Raw genomic sequence first — 19245 nt, 5'->3', positions numbered from 1 at the left:
CCCATGAACCGTGCACCTGAAATGCGATCCGCCGGCACCGAAACCGGCGGATCAGAGGCCGCACCCTTCGTCCGCATAGAGGGGATCACCAAGCGGTTCGGCGCAGTGGCGGCCGTCAACAAGATAGACCTCGACATCCAGCGTTCCGAACTGTTCTGCCTGCTCGGCGGCTCGGGCTCCGGCAAGAGCACGCTGCTGCGCATGCTGGCCGGTTTCGAGCAGCCGAGCGAGGGGCGCATCCTGATCGACGGGCAGGACATGACCGGCGTGCCGGCCTATGAGCGCCCGGTCAACATGATGTTCCAGTCCTATGCGCTGTTTCCGCATATGAGCGTGGCCGACAATGTCGCCTATGGCCTGCGCCGCGCCGGGGTGGCCCGCGCCGAGACAAGGCAACGCGTCGCCGACATGCTCGACATGGTCAAGATGGGCGCGTTTGCGCAGCGCAAGCCCAATCAGCTCTCCGGCGGTCAGCGTCAGCGCGTGGCGCTTGCCCGCGCACTCGTCAAACAGCCGAAACTGCTGCTGCTCGACGAACCGCTGGGCGCGCTGGACAAAAAATTGCGCGAGGAAACCCAATTCGAATTGATGAAGATCCAGTCGCAGCTCGGCACCACCTTCATCGTCGTCACCCACGATCAGGACGAGGCGATGACGCTGGCGTCCCGCATGGGGGTGATGAGCGACGGGCGGCTGGTGCAGGTCGGCGGCCCGCGCGATCTCTACGAATTTCCGGCCAACCGTTTCGTCGCCCAGTTCATCGGCGCGGTGAACCTGTTCGACGGCGTATTGATCGAGGACGAGCCGGGCCATGCCCGCATGCGCTGCGAAGAGGCTGGCTGCGTCATTCACGTCAGCCACGGCGTAACCGGCACGCTCGGCCAGACCGTGCATCTGGCGATCCGGCCGGAAAAGATCAATCTTGCCCATGACAGACCGGATGCACAGGACAACGTTGCACCAGGCACCATCGACGAAGTGGCCTATCTCGGCAATCTCAGCGTCTATCAAGTCCGGCTCGATACCGGCCGACTGATCCACGTCACGCTTCCCAATCTCGACCGCCACGAGGGCGAGATTTTCGAGGCGGGCGATGCGGTCTATTGCAGCTGGGGCGCGGCAAGTGCCGTGGTGCTGCCGTCATGAGCGCGCAGACGGCGCCCCAACGCAGGCCGCGTCGGCTCGGCCGCAACACGGTCATCGCCCTGCCCTATCTATGGCTGGTGCTGTTCTTCCTGCTGCCCTTCGCCTTCGTGCTGAAGATCTCGCTGGCGGAAGCCGATATCGCCATTCCCCCCTATACGGCGATGCTCGACTGGATCGACGAGACCACCGTCGCCATCCAGCTGACCTTTGCGAAATATCAGTTCCTGCTCGAAGACGGGCTCTATCTCGCCGCCTACCTCAACTCGCTGAAGATCGCCGCCATTTCCACGTTCTTCTGCCTGCTGGTCGGCTTTCCGATCGCGCTGTTCATCGTCAGCCGCCCGCCGCATGCCCGTTTCTTCTGGCTGGCCATCGTTATGTTGCCGTTCTGGACCTCGATGCTGCTGCGCGTCTATGCCTGGGTCGGCATCCTGCAAAGCAACGGCCTACTCAACACGCTGCTGCTCGATCTCGGCGTGATCCAGCAGCCCCTGGTGCTGCTCCACACCGATCTCGCCGTCTATATCGGCATCGTCTATTCCTACCTGCCCTTCATGGTCTTGCCGCTCTATGCGGCACTGGAGAAACTCGACGTCACGTTGCTGGAGGCCTCCGCCGATCTCGGCGCCAAGCCGGCCGTCTCCTTCTTCACCGTCACTCTGCCCTTGGCCTTGCCGGGCGTCATCGCCGGCTGCCTGCTGGTCTTCGTGCCGGCGGTCGGCGAATTCGTCATTCCGGCGCTGCTCGGCGCGCCCGACACGCTGATGATCGGCCGGGTGCTGTGGGACGAGTTCTTCTCCAATCGCGACTGGCCGATGGCCTCGGCGGTGGCGATCGTCATGCTGGTCATGCTGGTGGCGCCGGTGATGCTAATCCGCGCCCGCGAGACCAAGAAGCCGGAGGGCGCGTAGCATGCTGAGAACCGGTCGCTTCGTCACCGTCATGGCCATTGCCGGGCTGATGTTCCTCTATATCCCCATCCTGCTCATGATGATCCTGAGCTTCAACGACTCCCGGCTGGTATCGGTATGGGGCGGGTTTTCGACGAAATGGTACGGCGAGCTGTTGAACAACGAACAGCTGCTCAACGCCGCCTGGCTGAGCATCAAGGTTGCAGGCCTCAGCGCCACGCTGGCCGTCATCCTCGGCACCCTTGCCGGTTATGTGCTGACGCGCTTCGGCCCATTCCGCGGCCGGGTGATGATGGGCGGCATGGTGACCGCGCCGCTGGTCATGCCGGAGGTGATCACCGGCCTGTCGCTGCTGCTGCTCTACGTCGCCATGGAGGATTTCATCGGCTGGCCGCAGGGCCGCAGCCTCACCACGATCGTCATCTCGCACGCCACCTTCTGCATGGCCTATGTGACGATCGTCGTGCAGTCCCGGCTGACGCAGATGGACGGCGTGCTGGAAGAGGCTGCGCAGGATCTCGGCGCGCGCCCCTGGCGGGCCTTTGTCGACGTCACCCTGCCGATGCTGGCGCCGGCGCTCATCTCCGGCTGGCTGCTCGCCTTCACCCTTTCCTTCGACGATCTGGTCATTGCCAGCTTCGTCTCCGGCCCTGGCTCGAGCACCCTGCCGATGGTGATCTTCTCGAAGGTCAGGCTCGGCGTCAGCCCGGACGTCAACGCGCTCGCCGCCATCCTCATCGGCTTCGTCGGCCTCTGCGTCTTCGTCTACAGCTGGCGCGTCGGCCGCAGGATAAGACGCGGGGAATGAACGGCACCGTATTGTGCCCTGCGAAATAATTCGCGCATAACTGACTCTGCTCATGCGTTAAAGGAACGGGCGGGCCAATCGGGCTCACCGACACCTCGAACCAAAGCCAAATCATTTAAGAGACCATACCAATGAACATGAAACAGTTTGCCCTTTGCGCGATTACCACCCTTCCGCTTGCGGCCTCGCCGGTCTTTGCCGACGACACCCAGCTTCTCGTCAACTCCTCGCGCAACCAGCTCGGGCTGATAAAGTACTGCGTTGCCGAGGGTCACATCGCCAGCCAAGCGGTAGAGGCCTATCAGAAGATCGTCGCCGTGCTTCCCGCCCCGGCCGATGCGGCGCTGGCAGACCAGTATGAAAGCGAAGGGGAACAGGGCTATAGTTTCGACGGCAATGCCCGTGTTTCCATGCAGGAAATCGCCGACGGCACGGGAACGACCATCGCCGACCGCTGCGCACAGTTCTCCGCCCTGACGGCGCAATAAGCCCCCCACCACGGCGACGGGGCAGGCTGCCAACGGCCTGCCCCAGCCAGGTCGGTTCCAGAAAATTCGCACCGCCAGCCCGGGTTCTGGAAACAGATCCTACCCCGTCGCCGTCCGCAGGGCTTTGGCCAGTTTCCTGACCGCGACTTCGAGTTCGTCCGGCGTGTAGGCGGCAAAGCCCATCAGGAAGCCTGGCCTGCCGTCGCCGTCCGCATGGAGCGCCGACAGGCCCAGCAGTTCGACGCCGACCCGCCGGGCGGCATCGATGGCCACCCGTTCCGACAGATCGCAGATCAGGACACAGGGCATTTGCAACCCGCCGACGGGGACGCGCGGTTCGACGAATTCGGAAAGATGCGTGCGAACCAGTTCGGCCAACACGCCGAGCCTGCGGGAATAGACGCCGCGCATCGTGCGGACATGCGCGCCGAAATGCCCGCCTTCCATGAACCGGGCCAGCGTCAGTTGCGCAATGGAGGCGGTATGGCCGTCGAGCAGCGTCCGCGCGACGGCCATGGGCTTCACCAGTTGCGGCGGCAGCACGACATAGCCGATCCGCAATCCCGGAAAGAGGGACTTGGTGAAGGTGCCGATATAGATGGTCCGGTCATACGGATCGAGCCCCTGGACACAGGCCGTGGGTTTGCCGGCATAGTGGAACTCGCTGTCGTAGTCGTCTTCGATGATCCATGCCTGATTGCGGCTTGCCCATTCGATCAGCGCCAGGCGGCGATCCAGCGACAAGGTCGCACCGGTCGGAAACTGATGGGATGGCGTCAGGAACACCGCCTTTGTCGGGCGCGGGTCGTCCATGATCTGCTCGATGACGATCCCCTGTCGATCCACCCGAACGGGAACGCAGTCCAGCCCCGCCGCGTCGAATGCCTTGCGCGCACCGTAATAGGCGGGGTCTTCGATGATGATCCGGTCGCCGGGATCGAACAGCATATTGGCGCAGAGCGTCATCGCCTGCTGCGAGCTGGTGAGCACGAGCACCCGGTCGGCCGTGGCGCGGGCCCCGCGCTCGAGGTTCACATAGTCGGCAATCGCACGGCGCAGCGCCGGCGTGCCTTGCGGGTCACCATGAAGCAGGGCCTGCGTACCGGCCTCTTTCAACACCTGCCGTTCCAGGCGCTCCCAGAGCGCAAGCGGGAAGGAGCGCGTCTCCGGCACGCCATGCGCGAAGGGCCGGGGCAGCAGCATCTCGCTGACGCCCCCGCTGCGGAACATGGCATTTCCGCGCCGGCTGAGATTCGGCGCCTGGTTTCGCAACAGAGCATCACGCATAGAGCGGCGATGGCCGGGCGTGAATTCCGGCATTTCCGCGACAAAGCTGCCGCTGCCGACACGCCGCTCGATAAAGCTCTCTGCGTGAAGCCGGGCATAGGCGGATTCTACCGTGTCGCGCGAGACGCCGAGCGATCTGGCGAGCGCGCGCGAGGCGGGCAACGGCTTGCCGGGACCGAGCGTACCGTCGAGGATCAGCTGGCGGATCGCCCGCTGGATCCGCGCATGGAGCGGCATCGCCGCATGCGCGGGATGGGCAAGCGATGCCTTCACGGATTCGAGCTGGGAATGCCTGAACAAATGGTCTGGCCTTCTTGATGGAAATGGCTGGGCGTATCCGTCCATTTTTCCGCTAGATGTCAAGCCGTGTCATCGGCCCAGCGCCCACCTTCAGGAGATTCGTCAGAACAATGCCGTCCAGCCCATCACCATCGCCCCTCCGGTTGAATGACCTTCCCCATCCCATCGTCGCAGGATTGATCTCCGTCATCGTCAACTATGGCGGCACGTTCATTCTGGTTTTCCATGCGGCAAAGGTCGCCGGCCTCAGCCCCGAACTGACAGCATCATGGGTGTGGTCAGTGTCGATCGGCGTGGGCCTGACGGGGCTTTTCCTGAGCTGGCGCTATCGCGAACCGATCATCACCGCCTGGTCCACCCCGGCTGCGGCCTTCCTCGTGACGGCGCTTGCGACAACATCCTACGCCGAAGCCGTCGGCGCCTATATTGTCTCGGCCACCGCCTTCGTGCTGCTGGGACTGTCCGGCTATTTCGAGAAGGTCATCCGGTTGATCCCCCCCGGCATCGCCTCGGGCCTTCTGGCAGGCATCCTGCTTCAGTTCGGCATCGGAGCCTTCGGCGGCGCGAGCACCGAGCCGGTGCTGGTCGGCCTGCTGGTCGTCGCCTATGTTCTGCTGAAGCGCTTCACCGCCCGCTATGCCGTGGTCGGCATCCTCGTGATCGGGCTTGGGTTCCTGCTCGTGCAGGATCGCGTCGATCTGTCCGGGCTGCACCTCGATCTGGCCACCCCGGTCTTCACCGCGCCGGTCTTTTCGCTGAACGCGCTTCTGAGCGTCGCGCTGCCGCTTTTTCTCATTACGCTTACCGGCCAATACATGCCGGGGATGCTGGTGCTGCGCAATGACGGCTTCAGGACCAGCGCGAACCCCATCGTGACCGTCACAGGGCTCGGCTCGCTCGTCATGGCCCCGTTCGGCTCGCATGCCTTCAACATCGCGGCGATTACCGCGGCAATCGCCACGGGCCGGGAAGCGCATGAAGACCCTTCCAAGCGTTGGATCGCGGGCATTGCGGCGGGTGTCTTCTATGTGCTCGTCGGCGTGTTCGGCGTGACGCTCGCGGCCGTCTTCATGGCGTTTCCGCCGACCTTCATCACCACGCTGGCCGGACTGGCCCTGCTCGGCACGATCGGCGGAAGCCTTGCCGGCGCCATGGCGGAGCCGGCCTCGCGTGAAGCGGCACTGATCACCTTCCTCGCCTCGGCGGCAAATATCAACATGCTGGGTGTCGGCGGGGCGTTCTGGGGGCTGGTGATCGGTCTTGTCGCCCATATCGTCCTCAACGGCCGCATACCCCGCAGGCAACGCCCCGCACTTGTGGCAAGCGAGACCACGGCCAAGGGATGATCATGTAGGCAGGCACCATAGCCGCCTCTTCCAGGCGGGCCGAGCGTATCGACATCGGCTCGCCCGCGGACTTGTCCGTGCGCTACTGCGGCCCGGCGTTCGGCTGTCGAGCGTTCATTCGTCCTGAAGCGGGCGGGTCGCGGTCATCTCTGACAGCCAATCCCGGAATGCCGCAACTTTCGGCAGCTTCGCCTTCTGCGCCGAGGTGAGGAACCAGTATGAACCGGCTGCCTGAAGCCGGACGCGGAATGGCTCCACCAGCAGGCCGCTTGTCAACTCGCGCTCGACAAGGGCCGCCCGGCCGAGCAGGACGCCCTTGCCCTCCACGGCGGCGCGTATCGCCATGATCGATTGATCGAAGAACGACCCGGAAGAGGTATCGGCACCCTTCACTCCGACATGGGCGAGCCAGGTGTCCCAGTCTTCCGCATATCCGGGCACATGCAGCAGGTCGTGCCCCTTCAGATCCTGAACGCAGGCAAGCCCCTCGGCATATTTCGGCCCGCAGACCGGAAACGCCTCGTCGCGAAGCAGAAGCATGGCCTCGTGCTTCGGCCAGTTGCCCACCCCGAAGGCAATCGTGGCATCGACCTTGTCGTCGCCCTGATCAAGCGCGGTGAGCCTCAGATCGATATTGGGGTGTCGGGCACGAAAAGAGTCGAGCCTCGGCGCGATCCACTGGCTGGCAAACGATGTGGGCACATGCACGACCAGCATTTCACGGGTGCCATGCCCGGCGATCCGGCGGCTGGCCTCGTCAATCGCGGCAAAGGCACGGCCCAGTTCCTCGGCATAGCGCCGACCGCGATCCGTCAGCCTGACGCCATTGGCATGACGTGCGAACAACTCCTTGCCGAGCCTGTCTTCCAGCGCCCGGACATGCTGCGAGACGGCGGAGGGGGTGACGTTCAGTTCAGCGCCGGCCCCGGCGAAACTGCCGATCCGCGCGGCGGCCTCGAAGGCGCGAAGCCAGTTCAGCGGCAGATGAGAGGAGGCCATGGCACCATAAGTTTTTCTAACCCTTCCCCCAAGGTAATCGCGTTTGCCCTGCCTGGCAAGAACGGTTCCAATGCATGCAATTCATTCTTCCGGAGGCATTCCATGAACGTCCATTGGTTGCAAGCATACAAGCCCGGCTACGGCCTGCCGGGAGCTTTCTATACAGACCCGGAGATCTTCGCCGAAGAGCAACGGCGCATCTTCCGCAACAACTGGTTTTTCGCCGGCCACTCCGTGGAGCTTGCCGGTCCGGGCGACTACATGACGCTGAATGTCGGCGGCGCGCCCGTCGTCGTCATCCGCGATCGCGACGGCAAGCTGCATGCCCACCACAATGTCTGCCGTCACCGTGGCTCCATCATCTGCACCAAGGAAAAAGGCAAGACCTCCCGCCTGGTCTGTCCCTACCACTCCTGGTCCTACACCCACGATGGCCGGCTCATCGGCGCGCCGATGATGGGAGAGGATTTCGACAAGACGGCGCATGGCCTGAAGCACGCGCATGTGGAGGAATTCGACGGGCTCGTCTTCGTCAACCTCTCCGACACCCCCTCCCCGTTTCACGAACTGCGCGACCACCTCTCGCCGATCCTGAAATCGCAGGGCATGACCAAGGCCAAGATCGCCCTGATCCGCGACTACGAGCTGGATGTGAACTGGAAGATCGCCGTCGAGAACAATCGCGAGTGCTATCACTGCGAGGCCAATCACCACGGCTATGTCTCCGTGCAATACGACACCGAGAACGACAATCCCGATCTGCAGGAGGAAATCGCCGAACGATTGAGCGACTGTCGCGTGCGTTGGGAAAAGGCGGGCCTCGACGTTGCCCGCGTCAACACCTCGTCCCGCAACACGTCGGAATGGTTCCGCGCCAACCGCACGCCCGTGCGCAAGGGCATGGTGACCGAAAGCCCCGACGGGCAGCTGGTTTGCCGCACGCTTATGGCCGGTTTCACCGATGCCGACATGGGTACCGCGCGCGCCAACACCAACATCAATTTCTGGTGCCACGCCAATTCCGACTATGCCCATACCGTGCGCATCACGCCGGTTTCGCCGACGAAGACGATCGTGCGCGCCTATTGGCTGGTGGATGAAAATGCCGAGGAAGGGCGCGACTACGATCCCGAGACGATCGCGGCCTTTCATCATCAGGTGATGTCGGAAGACTGGGAAATCTGCCGCCGCCAGTGGATCGGCGTCACCTCGCCCGGCTTTGCACCCGGCCCCTACTCGCCGACCAAGGAAGAGAGCGTCGACCGCTATGTGCGCTGGTATGTCAGGCAGATGAGCACAGAGATCGCGCCTGAAGCCGCCCCGGAACAGGCGGCCTGTCCGGCGGCGTGATCGACCTCGTGCCGTTGCCCTGAACCCGGCCCCGCCCCCTGCAAGATCAATGTCGAAAGATCGAAAATGTCCAAGCTTCCCTCGCACGCCCGCATCGTCATCGTCGGCGGCGGCGCCATCGGCACCAGCATCGCCTACCACCTCGCCCAGGCGGGAGAAAAGGATGTGTTGCTGCTTGAAAAGACCGCACTGACGGCGGGCTCGACCTGGCACGCCGCCGGTCTTATGGGCCAGCTGCGCAGCAAGGTGAACCTGACGCGCCTCATGCAGTACAGCGCGGACCTTTGCGCCAGGATCGGCGCGGAGACCGGTCAGGACGTCGGCTGGAAGAATGTCGGCAGCCTGCGCCTCGCCGCCTCCGATGCCCGCTGGGAAGAACTCAAGCGAGCCCACACGGCCGCCAAGAGCTATGGCTTCGACCTGGAACTCATCGGCCCCGACGAGGTCAAGCGGCTGTTTCCTCTTGTCGATACGAAGGACCTGCGTGGCGCGACCTGGATTGCCTCTGACGGCCATGTGGATCCCTATTCGCTGACCCACGCCTATGCGAAGGGTGCACGCGCCGGCGGCGTGCGCATCGTCGAGGGCGTCACCGTCACCGGATTTGCCATCAAGGATCGACGCATCACGACGGTGCAGACGAACGAGGGCGATGTCGGCTGCGAGGTCGTTGTCAACGCGGCCGGCCTCTGGGCGCGCCAGCTCGGCGAACTTGCCGGCATAAACCTGCCGATCACCGTGGTCGAGCACGAATATTTCGTCACCGAGAAATCGCCGAAGGTGCCGGACGACCTGCCGACGCTGCGTGATCCGGACGCCAATTTCTACGTCAAGCCGGAACCCGGCGCGATGGTGATCGGCGGCTGGGAGAAGGAGACGCGCGCGGCCTACGGGCTCGGCAAGCTGCCGATGGATTTCGGCCAGGAATTGTTCGCCGACGATCTCGACCGGATTGCGGAGGTGATCGAGGGCGCATCGAACCGGATCCCGATCCTGGGCGAGCTTGGCGTACGCTCCGTCGTCAACGGCCCGATCCCGATCTCGGCCGATGGCGAGCCTGTGATGGGCCTGGCCGGCGACTTCGAGAACTTCTTTGTCGCCTGCGGCTTCACCTCCGGCATTGCCGCATCCGGCGGCGCCGGACGCGCCATGGCTAACTGGATCCTCGAGGGGGATCCCGGCATGGACCTGTGGGCCTTCGACCTGCGCCGCTTCGGCCATCCCCATGGCGGCCTGGCCTATCTGCGCGACAGCGCGCTGGAGGCCTACTCCAAATACTACGCCATCGCCTGGCCGGAAGAGGAGCGCTCGGCCTGCCGGCCGCTGCGCCGCTCGCCGCTGCACGCGACGCTCACCGCGCAGGGCGCAGTCAACGGCGTCAAGTTCGGCTGGGAGCGGCCCAACTATTTCCTCAAGCCGGGTGAGATCAAGCCGCCGCTCGAAACCTTCGAACGTGCACCCTATGCCGAAGTGATCGGCCGCGAGCACCGCACGATCCGTGAAGGCGTGGCGCTGGTCGATCAATCCTCCTTCTCGAAGTTCGAGATTTCCGGCCCCGGCGCGCTCGCCTATCTGCAATGGCTGGCGGCAGCGGATGTCGACCGCGGCGACAATGCAGTCGTCTATACCCAGCTGCTCAACCAGCGCGGCGGCATCGAGGCGGACCTCACCATCATGCGGCGCGGGGAGGACAGGTTCCACGTCGTCACCGGCTCGGGCTTCGGCACGCGCGACGGCGATACGATCCGCCGCCACATGCCACGGGATGGCTCGGTATCGATGCATGACGTGACGAGTGCCTACGGCGTGCTCAATATCTGCGGCCCACTGGCGCGCGAGGTGCTCGCCAAGGTCACCGAGCATGACGTCTCCAACCAGGCATTCCCCTATATGACCTGCCGGGAGATCCGCATCGGCTGGGCGCCGGCTTTTGCCGCGCGCGTCACCTATGTCGGCGAACTCGGCTGGGAACTGCATGTGCCGACCGAATATCTCGCCTATGTCTATGAGGTGTTGCGCGAGGCCGGCGCGCCCTTTGCCATCGCGGACGTCGGATACAAGGCGATCTCCAGCCTGCGCATGGAAAAGCGCTATCTCTACTGGGGCGCCGACATCACGCCCGACGACACGCCGCTGGAAGCAGGATTGGGTTTCGCCGTATCGATGAAGAAGGGGAATTTCCAGGGCCGCGATGCCATCGCGGCACAGAAAGAGCGTGGCCTCACCCGCAGGCTTGCCTGCTTCAAGCTCGACGAGCCCCTGCCGGTCTATGGCGGCGAGGCGATGCTGGCGAACGGCCGTGTCATCGGCATGACGACGAGCGGCGACTTCGGTCACACCATCGGCGCTTCCCTCGTCTTCGGCTATCTCAAGGAGGAGAACATGGCGCTGCGCGAAATCGAGATCGAAGCGTTCGGGCGCCGAAGCAGCGCGACGGTCGTCGACCGCTGCGCCTATGACCCGCAAGGAGACCGTGTGCGTTCCTAGGGATCGTGCATCGATGCGTTCCGGCGGGTCAAAAGACTACGCCGGAACGTAGGTCAACCGGATGACATCCTCGCCGATCCGGTCGTCGGTCACAAGGCGGAGGCGCGGCCGTGGGCCTGCGAAATAGGGCGTGCCGCGGCCAAGCACGACGGGGTGCAGGTAGATCCGGTACTCGTCGATCAAGCCAAGCTCGGTAAGGCTTCGTGCAAGGTCAGGGCCGGCAATTTCGATCTCCCCGTCGTGCTCGGCCTTCAGCGCACGGATAGAGGCCGCAAGATCATCGCCGACAAGCCGGGCATTGGGGCCGACAGACTTCAACGTGCGCGAGACGACCCATTTCGGCTGTTTGCGCCATGCCGCCGCGAAGGCCTGCTCGTCCTCATCCCATTCGGGACGATCGTCGTCCCAGTAGCGCATGATTTCATACATTCGACGCCCATATAGGCTGCCCGCCTGCCCTTCGGCCTCCTTGATGAAGTGGCGAAAGAGCGTGCGATCCGGCGCAAACGCCATATGATCGACATAGCCGTCCAGGGACTGGTTCATTCCAAACACGAGCTTGGCCATACCCACTTCCTTCCGCCAGTTTCCGTGTCCGTGCGGACCTGATTGCATTTTGCAATCGGTCCCATGCTAGATCGACCGATTTCATATCGCAACTGGTTTTTGGAATGCGCATTGAGACGGACACCATCGACAGGGAGTGGCCCGCTCAAAAACCCTTCGAGAGCAGATAGGTTCTGGCGATTTCGTGCAACCGGGCTTTTCCGAACCTCAGGCCGTGACCGCCGTGAACGGCATCGACATCGAGCTGCGACAGGCGCTGCATGGTCGCCTTGTAGGCCTCGACGTCGCAGCCCGGCAGGTCGTCCACCAGATTGCCGTCGTAGATTGCGTCGCCGCTGAAGAATGTTCCCGTCTTCTCGTCGAGAAGGCCGATGGAACCCGGAGAATGGCCGGGCAGGTGCAGGACCGTGTAGCGGGTATCGCCGATGTCGATGATGTCGTTTTCCGCAAGTATCCTGGTCAGCGGCGCCGGTGAAATCGAATGGGCTTGCGGCGTCACGCCGCTGGGCGGCACCTGCGCGAGAGCGTCCGGTTGCGAACGAAAATAAGCGGCCAGCGTGGCGGCGTCGGGCATCTGCGCGAAGGCGGCGGCCTCGGCTTCATGGCCCAGCCGGCTGTCAAATTCGTAAAACGAGCCGACATGGTCGATATGGACATGGGTCGCGACCGCGAGGACCGGCTTGCCGGACGGGATGTCCAGCTCGCCGGCAAGACTGCCGAGACCCATGCCGAAATCGATGACAAGGTCGGCGTCCCGGCCGACGACGTGGAACAGGTTGGCCCGGAAGAAGCGGTGGACATGCGGCTCATATAGCCGGGTCAGTCCCCCGCCGATCGCTTCCTTCGAAAACCAGTTCCCGTTGCCCACGCCTACCTCGCTCAATGCAGGAGCTTGCCAAGGAAGCGCTTCGTGCGCTCATGCTGCGGCGCCGAGAACAGGATGTCGGGCTTGTTGCGCTCGATGATCTGGCCGCCGTCCATGAAGACGACTTCGCTCGCCACCTCGCGCGCGAAATTCATTTCATGCGTCACGCACACCATCGTCATGCCGTCGGCGGCAAGCGAAATCATCGTGTCCAGCACTTCCTTGACCATTTCTGGATCGAGCGCCGAGGTCGGCTCGTCGAACAGCATGATACTCGGGTTCATGCACAGGGCGCGCGCGATGGCGACACGCTGCTGCTGGCCGCCGGACAGCTGGCCGGGATATTTGTCGGCTTTCTCCGGAATGTGGACACGCTCCAGATACCGCATCGCAATCTCGGTCGCCTCCTTCTTCGGCAACTTGCGCACCCAGCGCTGGGCGACCGTGCAGTTCTCCAGAACCGTCAGATGAGGAAACAGATTGAAATGCTGGAAGACCATGCCGACGTCGCTTCGAACGCGGTCGATGCGCTTGAGCTGGTTGGTGAGCTCGATGCCATTGACGACGATCGAGCCTTCCTGATGAACCTCCAGACGGTTCATGCAGCGGATCAGCGTCGACTTGCCTGAGCCGGACGGGCCGCAGATCACGATGCGTTCGCCCTTGTTCACCGTGAGATCGATGCCCTTCAGGACCTGGAAAGCGCCGTACCATTTATTGACACCGGCCACCTGGATTGCGGCCTGATGCGGAAAATCGGTCGTCATTTGCGTGTTCATGTCCAACTCGTGAATGAAGCGGGGATCAGCGATAGCCGCGCGAAAGCACGCGCTCGATGCGGTTCTGCGCGAGCGTCAGCACCGAGACGATGACGAGGTAGTAGACGAGCGCGGCGCCATACCATTCGAGGAAACGGAAGCTCGTCGCGATGGCGAATTGCGAGACGGTCATCAGTTCCTTGAGCGAAATGACGGTGGCGAGCGACGTGGTCTTCAGCAGCGAGATGAACTCGTTCATCAGCGCGGGAACCGCGATGCGGAGCGCCTGCGGCATCGTGATGACCAGAAAGATCTGCCAGCGATGCATGCCGAGCGCGGCCGCTCCTTCCTGCTGCCCACGGCCGACGGCCGCAAAGGCGCTGCGCAGGATTTCCGCCAGATAGGCGATCTGGATGAGCGACAGCGCCAGAAACGCCGCGACGAAGGGGGTGAACCAGCCGGCGCGGAAGATCTCCGAAATCTGCGGCAGGCCGTTCCACACGAACAGCAGCACCAACAGCGCCGGTGCGCCGCGGAAGAGCCAGACATAGAGCGTCACCAGCCAGCGCACCGCCGGTCGCGGGGAGCCCGCCATGGAACCGAGGCCCATGCCGAACACGAGGGACACGGCCATGACGCAGAAGGAAAGGCCGATCGTCAGGAGTGCCCCCTTGAAAAGGGGGGCACTGAAAACCGCCTGCAGGAAGAGGTCGAGCTGGAACAACGCGGACCGTCCTGTCGTCAGTTTACGTCGTGGGAAATATCGGTCGCCGTTTCCGGCAGGCTCCATTTCTGAAGCAGCGCCTTCATCTCGCCGCTCGCCTGCAGGGCCTCGATCGCCTCCTTCAGCAACTGGCGATCACCATCGCTCTTTCTCAGATAGATGCCGTAGTTTTCGCTTTGATCGTAGGTGTAGGAAACGCTCAGCCTGCCCGGAACCTGAAGCATGCGGTAGGCAGCCGTCGTATCCTGCGTGATGGTGGCCGTCGCGCGGCCGACCAGGATCTGCTCGATCACGCCGGAGGCCGAGGGGTAGGTCTGCGCCTCGACCGGCGCCTTGCCGGCGGCCTCAAGCTCCGTATTGAGATCAGCGACCATCTTTTCGTAGGATGTGCCGGCTTCGATCGCCATCACCTTGCCGCTGACATCGGCGGGAACTTTCGTCTCCGCGTCGCTGGCTGCGGTGACCATCACGATGCGCGAGCTGAAATAGGGGATGCCATCGTATTTTTCGAGGCGGGCCGGTGTGATCAGGATGCCGCTGGCGACAAGATCGCAACGCTTCGAATCGAGCGAGGGCAGCAGCCCCTTGAAGTCGCCGACGACATATTCGGCCGTCACGCCCCAATGCTTGGCGATCGCATTCATGACATCGACCTCAAAGCCGACGAGATCCTTGTCGCCCGGGTTCTGATAATATTCCATCGGCGGAAATTCGCCGCTGGTGCAGACTTTCAAAACGCCGCCCGATACGAAATCAGGCTTCTGCTCGGCGGCAAGACCATCGCTTGCGCCAATAAGGACGGCAAGCACCGTGCCGGCCAGAAGAGACGGTTTCATTCCCAGAGTTGCAGTCGTCATGGTCGTGTTCCCTTGTTTTTGGCTTCTTGGGTTGACGTTGGTGAAGTCGCTTACGCGCTCATTGCAAAAAACTAGGCAATCGCATCGAGGATCTGTCCGTACACGCCGGTATCGAACGCCGGGAGGATAAGCGGCTCGACATGCCCATCGCGGCGCGCGGTGAGGACGTATTGCATCATCGCTTCATTGCTCGGCATCTCGAAAACCTGCACGAAATCATAGGATCCGAGCAGGGCGTAGAAGGCGATCGATCGACCGCCGAGCGCTGCCACGCGATCCTCGCTGACCTTTCGACGCTTGGCGCTGTCAGTCAGTTCGGTGAGCCCCTTTTGCGTCAGGCGCATCAGGGAAACGTATTTCTGGTTCGCAGGTGCCTCGCTCATTTCGCGGATTTTCCAAGCTTCTTCAGGCCTTCGAGAACCGCCGCGCTATCGGTGAGCGCGCCGAAAATGCCGTTCTCGACGGTCACCATGTGAAGGGCCGCCTCATGGGCATACTGGTCGCCACTGGCGCAGGCGTCGGAGATCGTGAGGCACTGGAAGTTGCGGTCGCAGGCTTCCCGCAGCGTCGTGTGAACGCAGACATCCGTGGTGACGCCCGAAAACAGCAGATGCGTGATGCCCTGTGCACGCAGGACATGTTCGAAATCCGTATGCGTGAAGGCGCTGTTGCAGGTCTTGTCGATGATGACGTCTTCCGGACGAACATCGACTTCGGGAACGATCTCGAAGCCAGGGCTCGAACGCAGCAGCGCCGTGGTCCCTTCCATGCCGGACCGCTGCCGGCGCCATTTTTCGTAAGGGGTCATGTCCGCGAGATCCGCGCGATAGCCCTGCCGCGTATGGATGATCAGGATGCCTGCTTCCCTGCAGGCCGCGATGAGGCTGCCGACCGCGGGAAGGATGGCGCGAAGCGGCGCCGGATCGTATCCCTGACGGGCGAAGTATCCCGTCGTCGAGAGGAAATCCTCTTGCAGGTCGATGACGATCAGCGCGGTTTTCTGCGCTTCCAGATTCCCGTCGTAGGGATAGTCGAATGGTTTTGCCGCGATCATGAACAGCCCTCCTGTTTGCAGATGGAATAGCACCCTTAACAGTTTTGAAAAATCAATTTATAATCACCTATATCGTTCTCAAAAACTAAACGATTGAGCGGATACACCGATGAGCAGACTGCCCCCGTATCTGCAATATCTGCCGGCTTTCGAGGCCACCGCGCGCCTCGGCGGGGTCCGGCATGCGGCAGAGGAGCTGAACCTCAGCCCCAGCGCGATTTCGCTGCAACTGAAGAAGCTGGGCGAAGCGACGGGAATCGTCCTGTTTCAGAAATCGGGCAGGAACGTCGCACTGACCCAGGCGGGCAGGGATTTTTCGCAGGCCGTCGCCATATCGCTTGGGCAGCTCGACACGGCGACGCGGGCCTCGCGAAAAATCGCCACCGGCGACCAGCCCACCTCCCTGTCGGTCTCCGTACCGACGGCGCTCGGCATCGCCTGGCTGACCGCCGCCATCGTCGATTTCGCCCAATCAAACGGCATTGCCAGCCTGACGATCAACGAGGCGATCACGGCTGCGGAAGTGGACTGGGACAAGAACGACATGGCCGTCGTCTACGACAATCCGCCTTTCACGGGGAAATACTGGCGATCGCTCAGCGAGGTCAGGCTCTGCGCCGTCTGCTCGCCGACGCTGTTTCCCCGCCTCGACCTGCGCAATCGCGACAGGAAACTGAGTTCCGTCGCCCTGCTGCATGAAGACGACGGCGGCGAATGGGCAAAATGGTCCGTCGCCGCGCGGATCGGTCTTGCGGGCAACACCCGTGTCCGGGTCAACTCGGTCGCCCAGGCGATTGCATCCGCCGTCCAGGGCCGCGGCGTGGCGCTGGTCTCGGATGTCCTGACGCGGAACTATCTGAGCGAAGGCCGGCTCATCCAGCCATTTTCCACCATGATCAACGCGGCGCGGGAATATTACATTGTCTGCCGCGTGGATCCGGCGGGCGACCCCGTTCTTCGGGCGCTGGCCGACCGCATAGTCGAGCAGCTACGGCCGGGACGCGACCAGAATGCCTCCTGAACCTCTCTCGGCGCAGCGAACGTAGCAGTTGCTTACGGGACGCCACCCTGGCCCGGGTTCGGCTCGCAATGGCGCCGATCGCAGATCGCGCGCAGCAAGGGCATGTCGAGGTTTGCGGGGGCGGTCCAGGCGAGGAAGCCGGCGATCCGGCGCTCCACCTTGACGGCATGGTTCTGTGCGATGTCGGCGAGCCGATGTTCAAGGAAGGGATTGGCGAAACGCTCCAGCGTGACGGCCATGAAACGCGCCGCCTCGTCCGCCATGCCCATCGCGGCAAAGCCCGGCAGAACCTCCGTTTCGAGAATGTGCATCAGCATTTCGCGCCAGTCCGGATCTTCCAGTGCACGGCGCACCACGAGGCCTGCATCCGCCCTCGCAAGCCAGCGGTCCGCCAAAACGGTATGGCTGAGATTGAGGACATGCAGTTTCAGCCTCTCCAGCGGCTCAAGCGCCGGGACGACCATGATCGCCGGATGCCGGAAGGGCGCATCCTCGGGACGGTCGCCCTCGATTGCCCAAAGGGCATAGGGCTCCGCCACCGCACCCGCAGGCTCGATCGGTTCGGACACGATGCGGTCGACAAGGCTGTTGGCAAAGCGAACCTCGGCGCGCATCCAGTCGCGGAAGGCGCGCGGCAGGCCGGCGCGCGCCGCAAGATCGTCCAAGACCGCGCGCAGGACGTCACCATTGGCGCTGACCAGTTCGCAGGGAAAGATCGCAAGCCCCCGGCCGGTCTCGCGCCACCGCCGGTGCAGAAGCGCGGCCAGCCGCGCGGGAAAGCCCTGCGGGCAGCCATTCGGATCGGCCAGCGCCGCGCAATCGCCCTGTGCCTCTATATAGCCCGCATCGCCGGTATTGGAGACAATGAGGTCCGTTCGCTGGACAAAGGCGCGGCAGAGCACCTCCCAGTCGCCCGGCAGCGCCAGCGCGCCTGTCACCGACGTGACGCGGATTGTCTCGTCGAGCACCTGCCCGGCCTCGATGCCGCGCAACCGAACGGGATAGCCGTCAGGGGCGGCGAGCGCCGCAACGCGGTGCGTGCGCGCCGGATCGGGGGAACCCTTCACGACCGTGATCTCGATCTGCGCGTCCCCGGCGACATTGGCCTGATGGGCGAATAGATCGATATGGGCCTGAAGAAATCGGCTGGTGCCGAATTGCAGGATGCGCAGCGAAGCCACCGGTCAGATCCTCACCAGCGCCTTCACCAGGCCGCGCTTGTCCTGCGCCCAGCGGGGTAGGTCTTCGGCCACCCGGTCGAGGGAGGTCTCGTGCGTTGCCAGCAAATCCATCGGAACCTTGCCCGCTGCCATCGAGGCGATCACATGCACGAAGTCTTCGGACGTAGCGTTGCGGCTGCCGATCAGCGACATTTCGCGCTTGTGGAATTCAGGGTCGGAGAAGGTGATATCGTCCTTGACCACGCTGACCAGCACATAGGTGCCGCCGTGGGCGACATGCTGGAACCCCGCCGTGACCGACGCCGCGTTGCCTGTCGCGTCGAAAACCGCGTCGAAGCCGGAAGGCTGATGCTGGCGCACGAGCGGACCGTCGTTCTGGCCGGTCAGTTCCAGGACCGGCACGTCGCCGAGAACGGCGCGCGCCTGATCGAGACGCTCGGCGCTGATATCCGCCACCGTGATGGAAACGCCTGCGATCCGGGCGAAGATGGCAGTGCCGAGGCCGATCGGCCCGGCGCCGACGATCAGTGCGTGCCCGGCAGTACAGCCGGCGCGCCGGACGGCATGAGCGCCAATGGCGAGAAACTCGACCATGGCCGCGTCGCGCAGCGACAGATCCCCCGCCGGAATGAGGTTTGCGGCCGGCACCGCAAGGCGTTCGCATAGCCCGCCGTCACGATGGACGCCGAGAACCTCGATGGCTTCACAGCAGTTCGGCTTGCCGTTGCGGCAGGCGATGCAGCCGCCGCAGGCCAGATAGGGATTGACCACGACGCGTGCGCCGGCGGCAAGGCCGGGAACGCCATTGGCGTCGGCGACGGTTGCGGAAAGCTCGTGGCCGATCACCCGGGGATACGCAAGGAAGGGGTGCTTGCCCTCATAGATATGGTAATCCGTTCCGCACAAGCCGACATAGGCCATGTCGAGAAGAACCCACCCAGAAGGGGGCGCGGCCGGATCGGCGCATTCCCGCAGTTCGATAGCACCGGGATGATGGCAAACAACCGCTTTCATTGCGCCTGTCCTGTGGGTGGAGAGCCGAGCGTCGAGCACCTGCGAAAGCCGTCTCCCGGCGACCGATCGAGCAATCCGCACT

19 protein-coding genes are annotated in these 19245 nt (G+C 63.5%); 8 read left to right on the top strand and 11 right to left on the bottom strand.

The annotated features are described in order from the left end of the window. Positions 1-3: 3 nt before the first annotated feature. The 4 genes from WA950_RS15460 (at position 4) to WA950_RS15445 (ending at position 3353) form a co-directional block, all read left to right on the top strand. Positions 4-1146 carry an ABC transporter ATP-binding protein gene (locus WA950_RS15460; protein WP_424552602.1) on the top strand — a complete coding sequence of 381 codons (1143 nt, stop codon included), beginning with the start codon at positions 4-6 and terminating at the stop codon, positions 1144-1146. Beyond that, complete coding sequence (locus tag WA950_RS15455; protein WP_424552601.1) at positions 1143-2057, top strand: ABC transporter permease subunit; 915 nt, start codon at positions 1143-1145, stop codon at positions 2055-2057. Before WA950_RS15460 ends, WA950_RS15455 begins: the two co-directional genes overlap by 4 nt. Position 2058: 1 nt before the next feature. Then, positions 2059-2865 carry an ABC transporter permease subunit gene (locus WA950_RS15450; RefSeq protein WP_424552600.1) on the top strand — a complete coding sequence of 269 codons (807 nt, stop codon included), beginning with the start codon at positions 2059-2061 and terminating at the stop codon, positions 2863-2865. A gap of 131 nt (positions 2866-2996) precedes the next feature. After that, positions 2997-3353: a hypothetical protein gene (locus WA950_RS15445; protein ID WP_424552599.1), complete on the top strand. Its 357-nt coding sequence runs from the start codon at positions 2997-2999 to the stop codon at positions 3351-3353. Positions 3354-3452: 99 nt separating this feature from the next. On the opposite strand, the gene WA950_RS15440 is transcribed toward WA950_RS15445, so the two are convergent. Then, positions 3453-4940 carry a PLP-dependent aminotransferase family protein gene (locus tag WA950_RS15440; protein WP_424552598.1) on the bottom strand — a complete coding sequence of 496 codons (1488 nt, stop codon included), beginning with the start codon at positions 4938-4940 and terminating at the stop codon, positions 3453-3455. Between the two features lie 110 nt (positions 4941-5050). Here WA950_RS15440 and WA950_RS15435 point away from each other — a divergent pair, with 110 nt between their 5' ends. Continuing rightward, entirely contained in the window at positions 5051-6286 is a 1236-nt protein-coding gene (locus tag WA950_RS15435) for a benzoate/H(+) symporter BenE family transporter (RefSeq protein ID WP_424552597.1), read from the top strand. Positions 6287-6400: 114 nt separating this feature from the next. On the opposite strand, the gene gcvA is transcribed toward WA950_RS15435, so the two are convergent. Continuing rightward, on the bottom strand, positions 6401-7285 hold the full coding sequence (gene gcvA, locus WA950_RS15430) for a transcriptional regulator GcvA (RefSeq protein WP_424552596.1): 885 nt from the start codon (positions 7283-7285) through the stop codon (positions 6401-6403). A gap of 102 nt (positions 7286-7387) precedes the next feature. Between gcvA and WA950_RS15425 the strand changes: the two genes are divergently transcribed. Both WA950_RS15425 and WA950_RS15420 read left to right on the top strand, forming a co-directional pair. Then, on the top strand, positions 7388-8635 hold the full coding sequence (locus WA950_RS15425; protein WP_424552595.1) for an aromatic ring-hydroxylating oxygenase subunit alpha: 1248 nt from the start codon (positions 7388-7390) through the stop codon (positions 8633-8635). A gap of 66 nt (positions 8636-8701) precedes the next feature. Further along, positions 8702-11122 carry a GcvT family protein gene (locus WA950_RS15420; RefSeq protein WP_424552594.1) on the top strand — a complete coding sequence of 807 codons (2421 nt, stop codon included), beginning with the start codon at positions 8702-8704 and terminating at the stop codon, positions 11120-11122. A gap of 36 nt (positions 11123-11158) precedes the next feature. Here the strand turns inward: WA950_RS15420 and WA950_RS15415 are convergent, their stop codons facing one another. The 7 genes from WA950_RS15415 to WA950_RS15385 all read right to left on the bottom strand — a co-directional run bounded on the left by WA950_RS15415 (position 11159) and on the right by WA950_RS15385 (position 15947). Continuing rightward, positions 11159-11689, bottom strand: coding sequence for a dihydrofolate reductase family protein (locus tag WA950_RS15415; protein WP_424552593.1), 531 nt, complete (start codon positions 11687-11689; stop codon positions 11159-11161). 145 nt (positions 11690-11834) lie between these two features. Continuing rightward, positions 11835-12557 (bottom strand): MBL fold metallo-hydrolase, encoded by a 723-nt coding sequence (locus WA950_RS15410; RefSeq protein ID WP_424552592.1) that lies wholly within the window; start codon positions 12555-12557, stop codon positions 11835-11837. A gap of 11 nt (positions 12558-12568) precedes the next feature. After that, positions 12569-13333, bottom strand: coding sequence for an amino acid ABC transporter ATP-binding protein (locus tag WA950_RS15405; RefSeq protein ID WP_424552591.1), 765 nt, complete (start codon positions 13331-13333; stop codon positions 12569-12571). Positions 13334-13358: 25 nt separating this feature from the next. Next, positions 13359-14036 carry an amino acid ABC transporter permease gene (locus WA950_RS15400; RefSeq protein ID WP_424552590.1) on the bottom strand — a complete coding sequence of 226 codons (678 nt, stop codon included), beginning with the start codon at positions 14034-14036 and terminating at the stop codon, positions 13359-13361. 17 nt (positions 14037-14053) lie between these two features. Beyond that, positions 14054-14893, bottom strand: coding sequence for an ABC transporter substrate-binding protein (locus WA950_RS15395; RefSeq protein ID WP_424552589.1), 840 nt, complete (start codon positions 14891-14893; stop codon positions 14054-14056). 71 nt (positions 14894-14964) lie between these two features. Then, a complete protein-coding gene (locus tag WA950_RS15390) occupies positions 14965-15276 on the bottom strand; it encodes a GYD domain-containing protein (RefSeq protein ID WP_424552588.1) in 312 nt (103 codons plus the stop codon). Continuing rightward, a complete protein-coding gene (locus WA950_RS15385) occupies positions 15273-15947 on the bottom strand; it encodes a cysteine hydrolase family protein (RefSeq protein WP_424552587.1) in 675 nt (224 codons plus the stop codon). The genes WA950_RS15390 and WA950_RS15385 overlap by 4 nt, the downstream gene beginning before the upstream one ends. Positions 15948-16056: 109 nt before the next feature. Between WA950_RS15385 and WA950_RS15380 the strand changes: the two genes are divergently transcribed. Continuing rightward, positions 16057-16968, top strand: a complete 912-nt coding sequence (locus WA950_RS15380; protein WP_424552586.1) for a LysR substrate-binding domain-containing protein — start codon at positions 16057-16059, stop codon at positions 16966-16968. A gap of 32 nt (positions 16969-17000) precedes the next feature. Here WA950_RS15380 and WA950_RS15375 read toward each other — a convergent pair whose 3' ends face one another. Continuing rightward, positions 17001-18149: a mannitol dehydrogenase family protein gene (locus WA950_RS15375; RefSeq protein ID WP_424552585.1), complete on the bottom strand. Its 1149-nt coding sequence runs from the start codon at positions 18147-18149 to the stop codon at positions 17001-17003. A gap of 3 nt (positions 18150-18152) precedes the next feature. Beyond that, entirely contained in the window at positions 18153-19163 is a 1011-nt protein-coding gene (locus tag WA950_RS15370) for a zinc-binding alcohol dehydrogenase family protein (protein WP_424552584.1), read from the bottom strand. Between the last annotated feature and the right edge of the window lie 82 nt (positions 19164-19245).

It is taken from the genome of Shinella sp., from assembly GCF_049651085.1.
GTDB lineage: Bacteria > Pseudomonadota > Alphaproteobacteria > Rhizobiales > Rhizobiaceae > Shinella.
The sequence above is the reverse complement of the archived record's forward strand: the minus strand, read 5'-3'. Positions and strand labels throughout refer to the sequence as shown.

What these genes read in the sequence shown, in the direction of transcription:
- WA950_RS15460 (WP_424552602.1), top strand. Translation starts at nt 4, where the DNA reads ATGAACCGTGCACCTGAAATGCGATCCGCCGGCACCGAAACCGGCGGA.
- WA950_RS15455 (WP_424552601.1), top strand. Translation starts at nt 1,143, where the DNA reads ATGAGCGCGCAGACGGCGCCCCAACGCAGGCCGCGTCGGCTCGGCCGC.
- WA950_RS15450 (WP_424552600.1), top strand. Translation starts at nt 2,059, where the DNA reads ATGCTGAGAACCGGTCGCTTCGTCACCGTCATGGCCATTGCCGGGCTG.
- WA950_RS15445 (WP_424552599.1), top strand. Translation starts at nt 2,997, where the DNA reads ATGAACATGAAACAGTTTGCCCTTTGCGCGATTACCACCCTTCCGCTT.
- WA950_RS15435 (WP_424552597.1), top strand. Translation starts at nt 5,051, where the DNA reads ATGCCGTCCAGCCCATCACCATCGCCCCTCCGGTTGAATGACCTTCCC.
- gcvA (WP_424552596.1), bottom strand. Translation starts at nt 7,285, where the DNA reads ATGGCCTCCTCTCATCTGCCGCTGAACTGGCTTCGCGCCTTCGAGGCC.
- WA950_RS15425 (WP_424552595.1), top strand. Translation starts at nt 7,388, where the DNA reads ATGAACGTCCATTGGTTGCAAGCATACAAGCCCGGCTACGGCCTGCCG.
- WA950_RS15420 (WP_424552594.1), top strand. Translation starts at nt 8,702, where the DNA reads ATGTCCAAGCTTCCCTCGCACGCCCGCATCGTCATCGTCGGCGGCGGC.
- WA950_RS15415 (WP_424552593.1), bottom strand. Translation starts at nt 11,689, where the DNA reads ATGGCCAAGCTCGTGTTTGGAATGAACCAGTCCCTGGACGGCTATGTC.
- WA950_RS15405 (WP_424552591.1), bottom strand. Translation starts at nt 13,333, where the DNA reads ATGAACACGCAAATGACGACCGATTTTCCGCATCAGGCCGCAATCCAG.
- WA950_RS15395 (WP_424552589.1), bottom strand. Translation starts at nt 14,893, where the DNA reads ATGACGACTGCAACTCTGGGAATGAAACCGTCTCTTCTGGCCGGCACG.
- WA950_RS15390 (WP_424552588.1), bottom strand. Translation starts at nt 15,276, where the DNA reads ATGAGCGAGGCACCTGCGAACCAGAAATACGTTTCCCTGATGCGCCTG.
- WA950_RS15385 (WP_424552587.1), bottom strand. Translation starts at nt 15,947, where the DNA reads ATGATCGCGGCAAAACCATTCGACTATCCCTACGACGGGAATCTGGAA.
- WA950_RS15380 (WP_424552586.1), top strand. Translation starts at nt 16,057, where the DNA reads ATGAGCAGACTGCCCCCGTATCTGCAATATCTGCCGGCTTTCGAGGCC.
- WA950_RS15370 (WP_424552584.1), bottom strand. Translation starts at nt 19,163, where the DNA reads ATGAAAGCGGTTGTTTGCCATCATCCCGGTGCTATCGAACTGCGGGAA.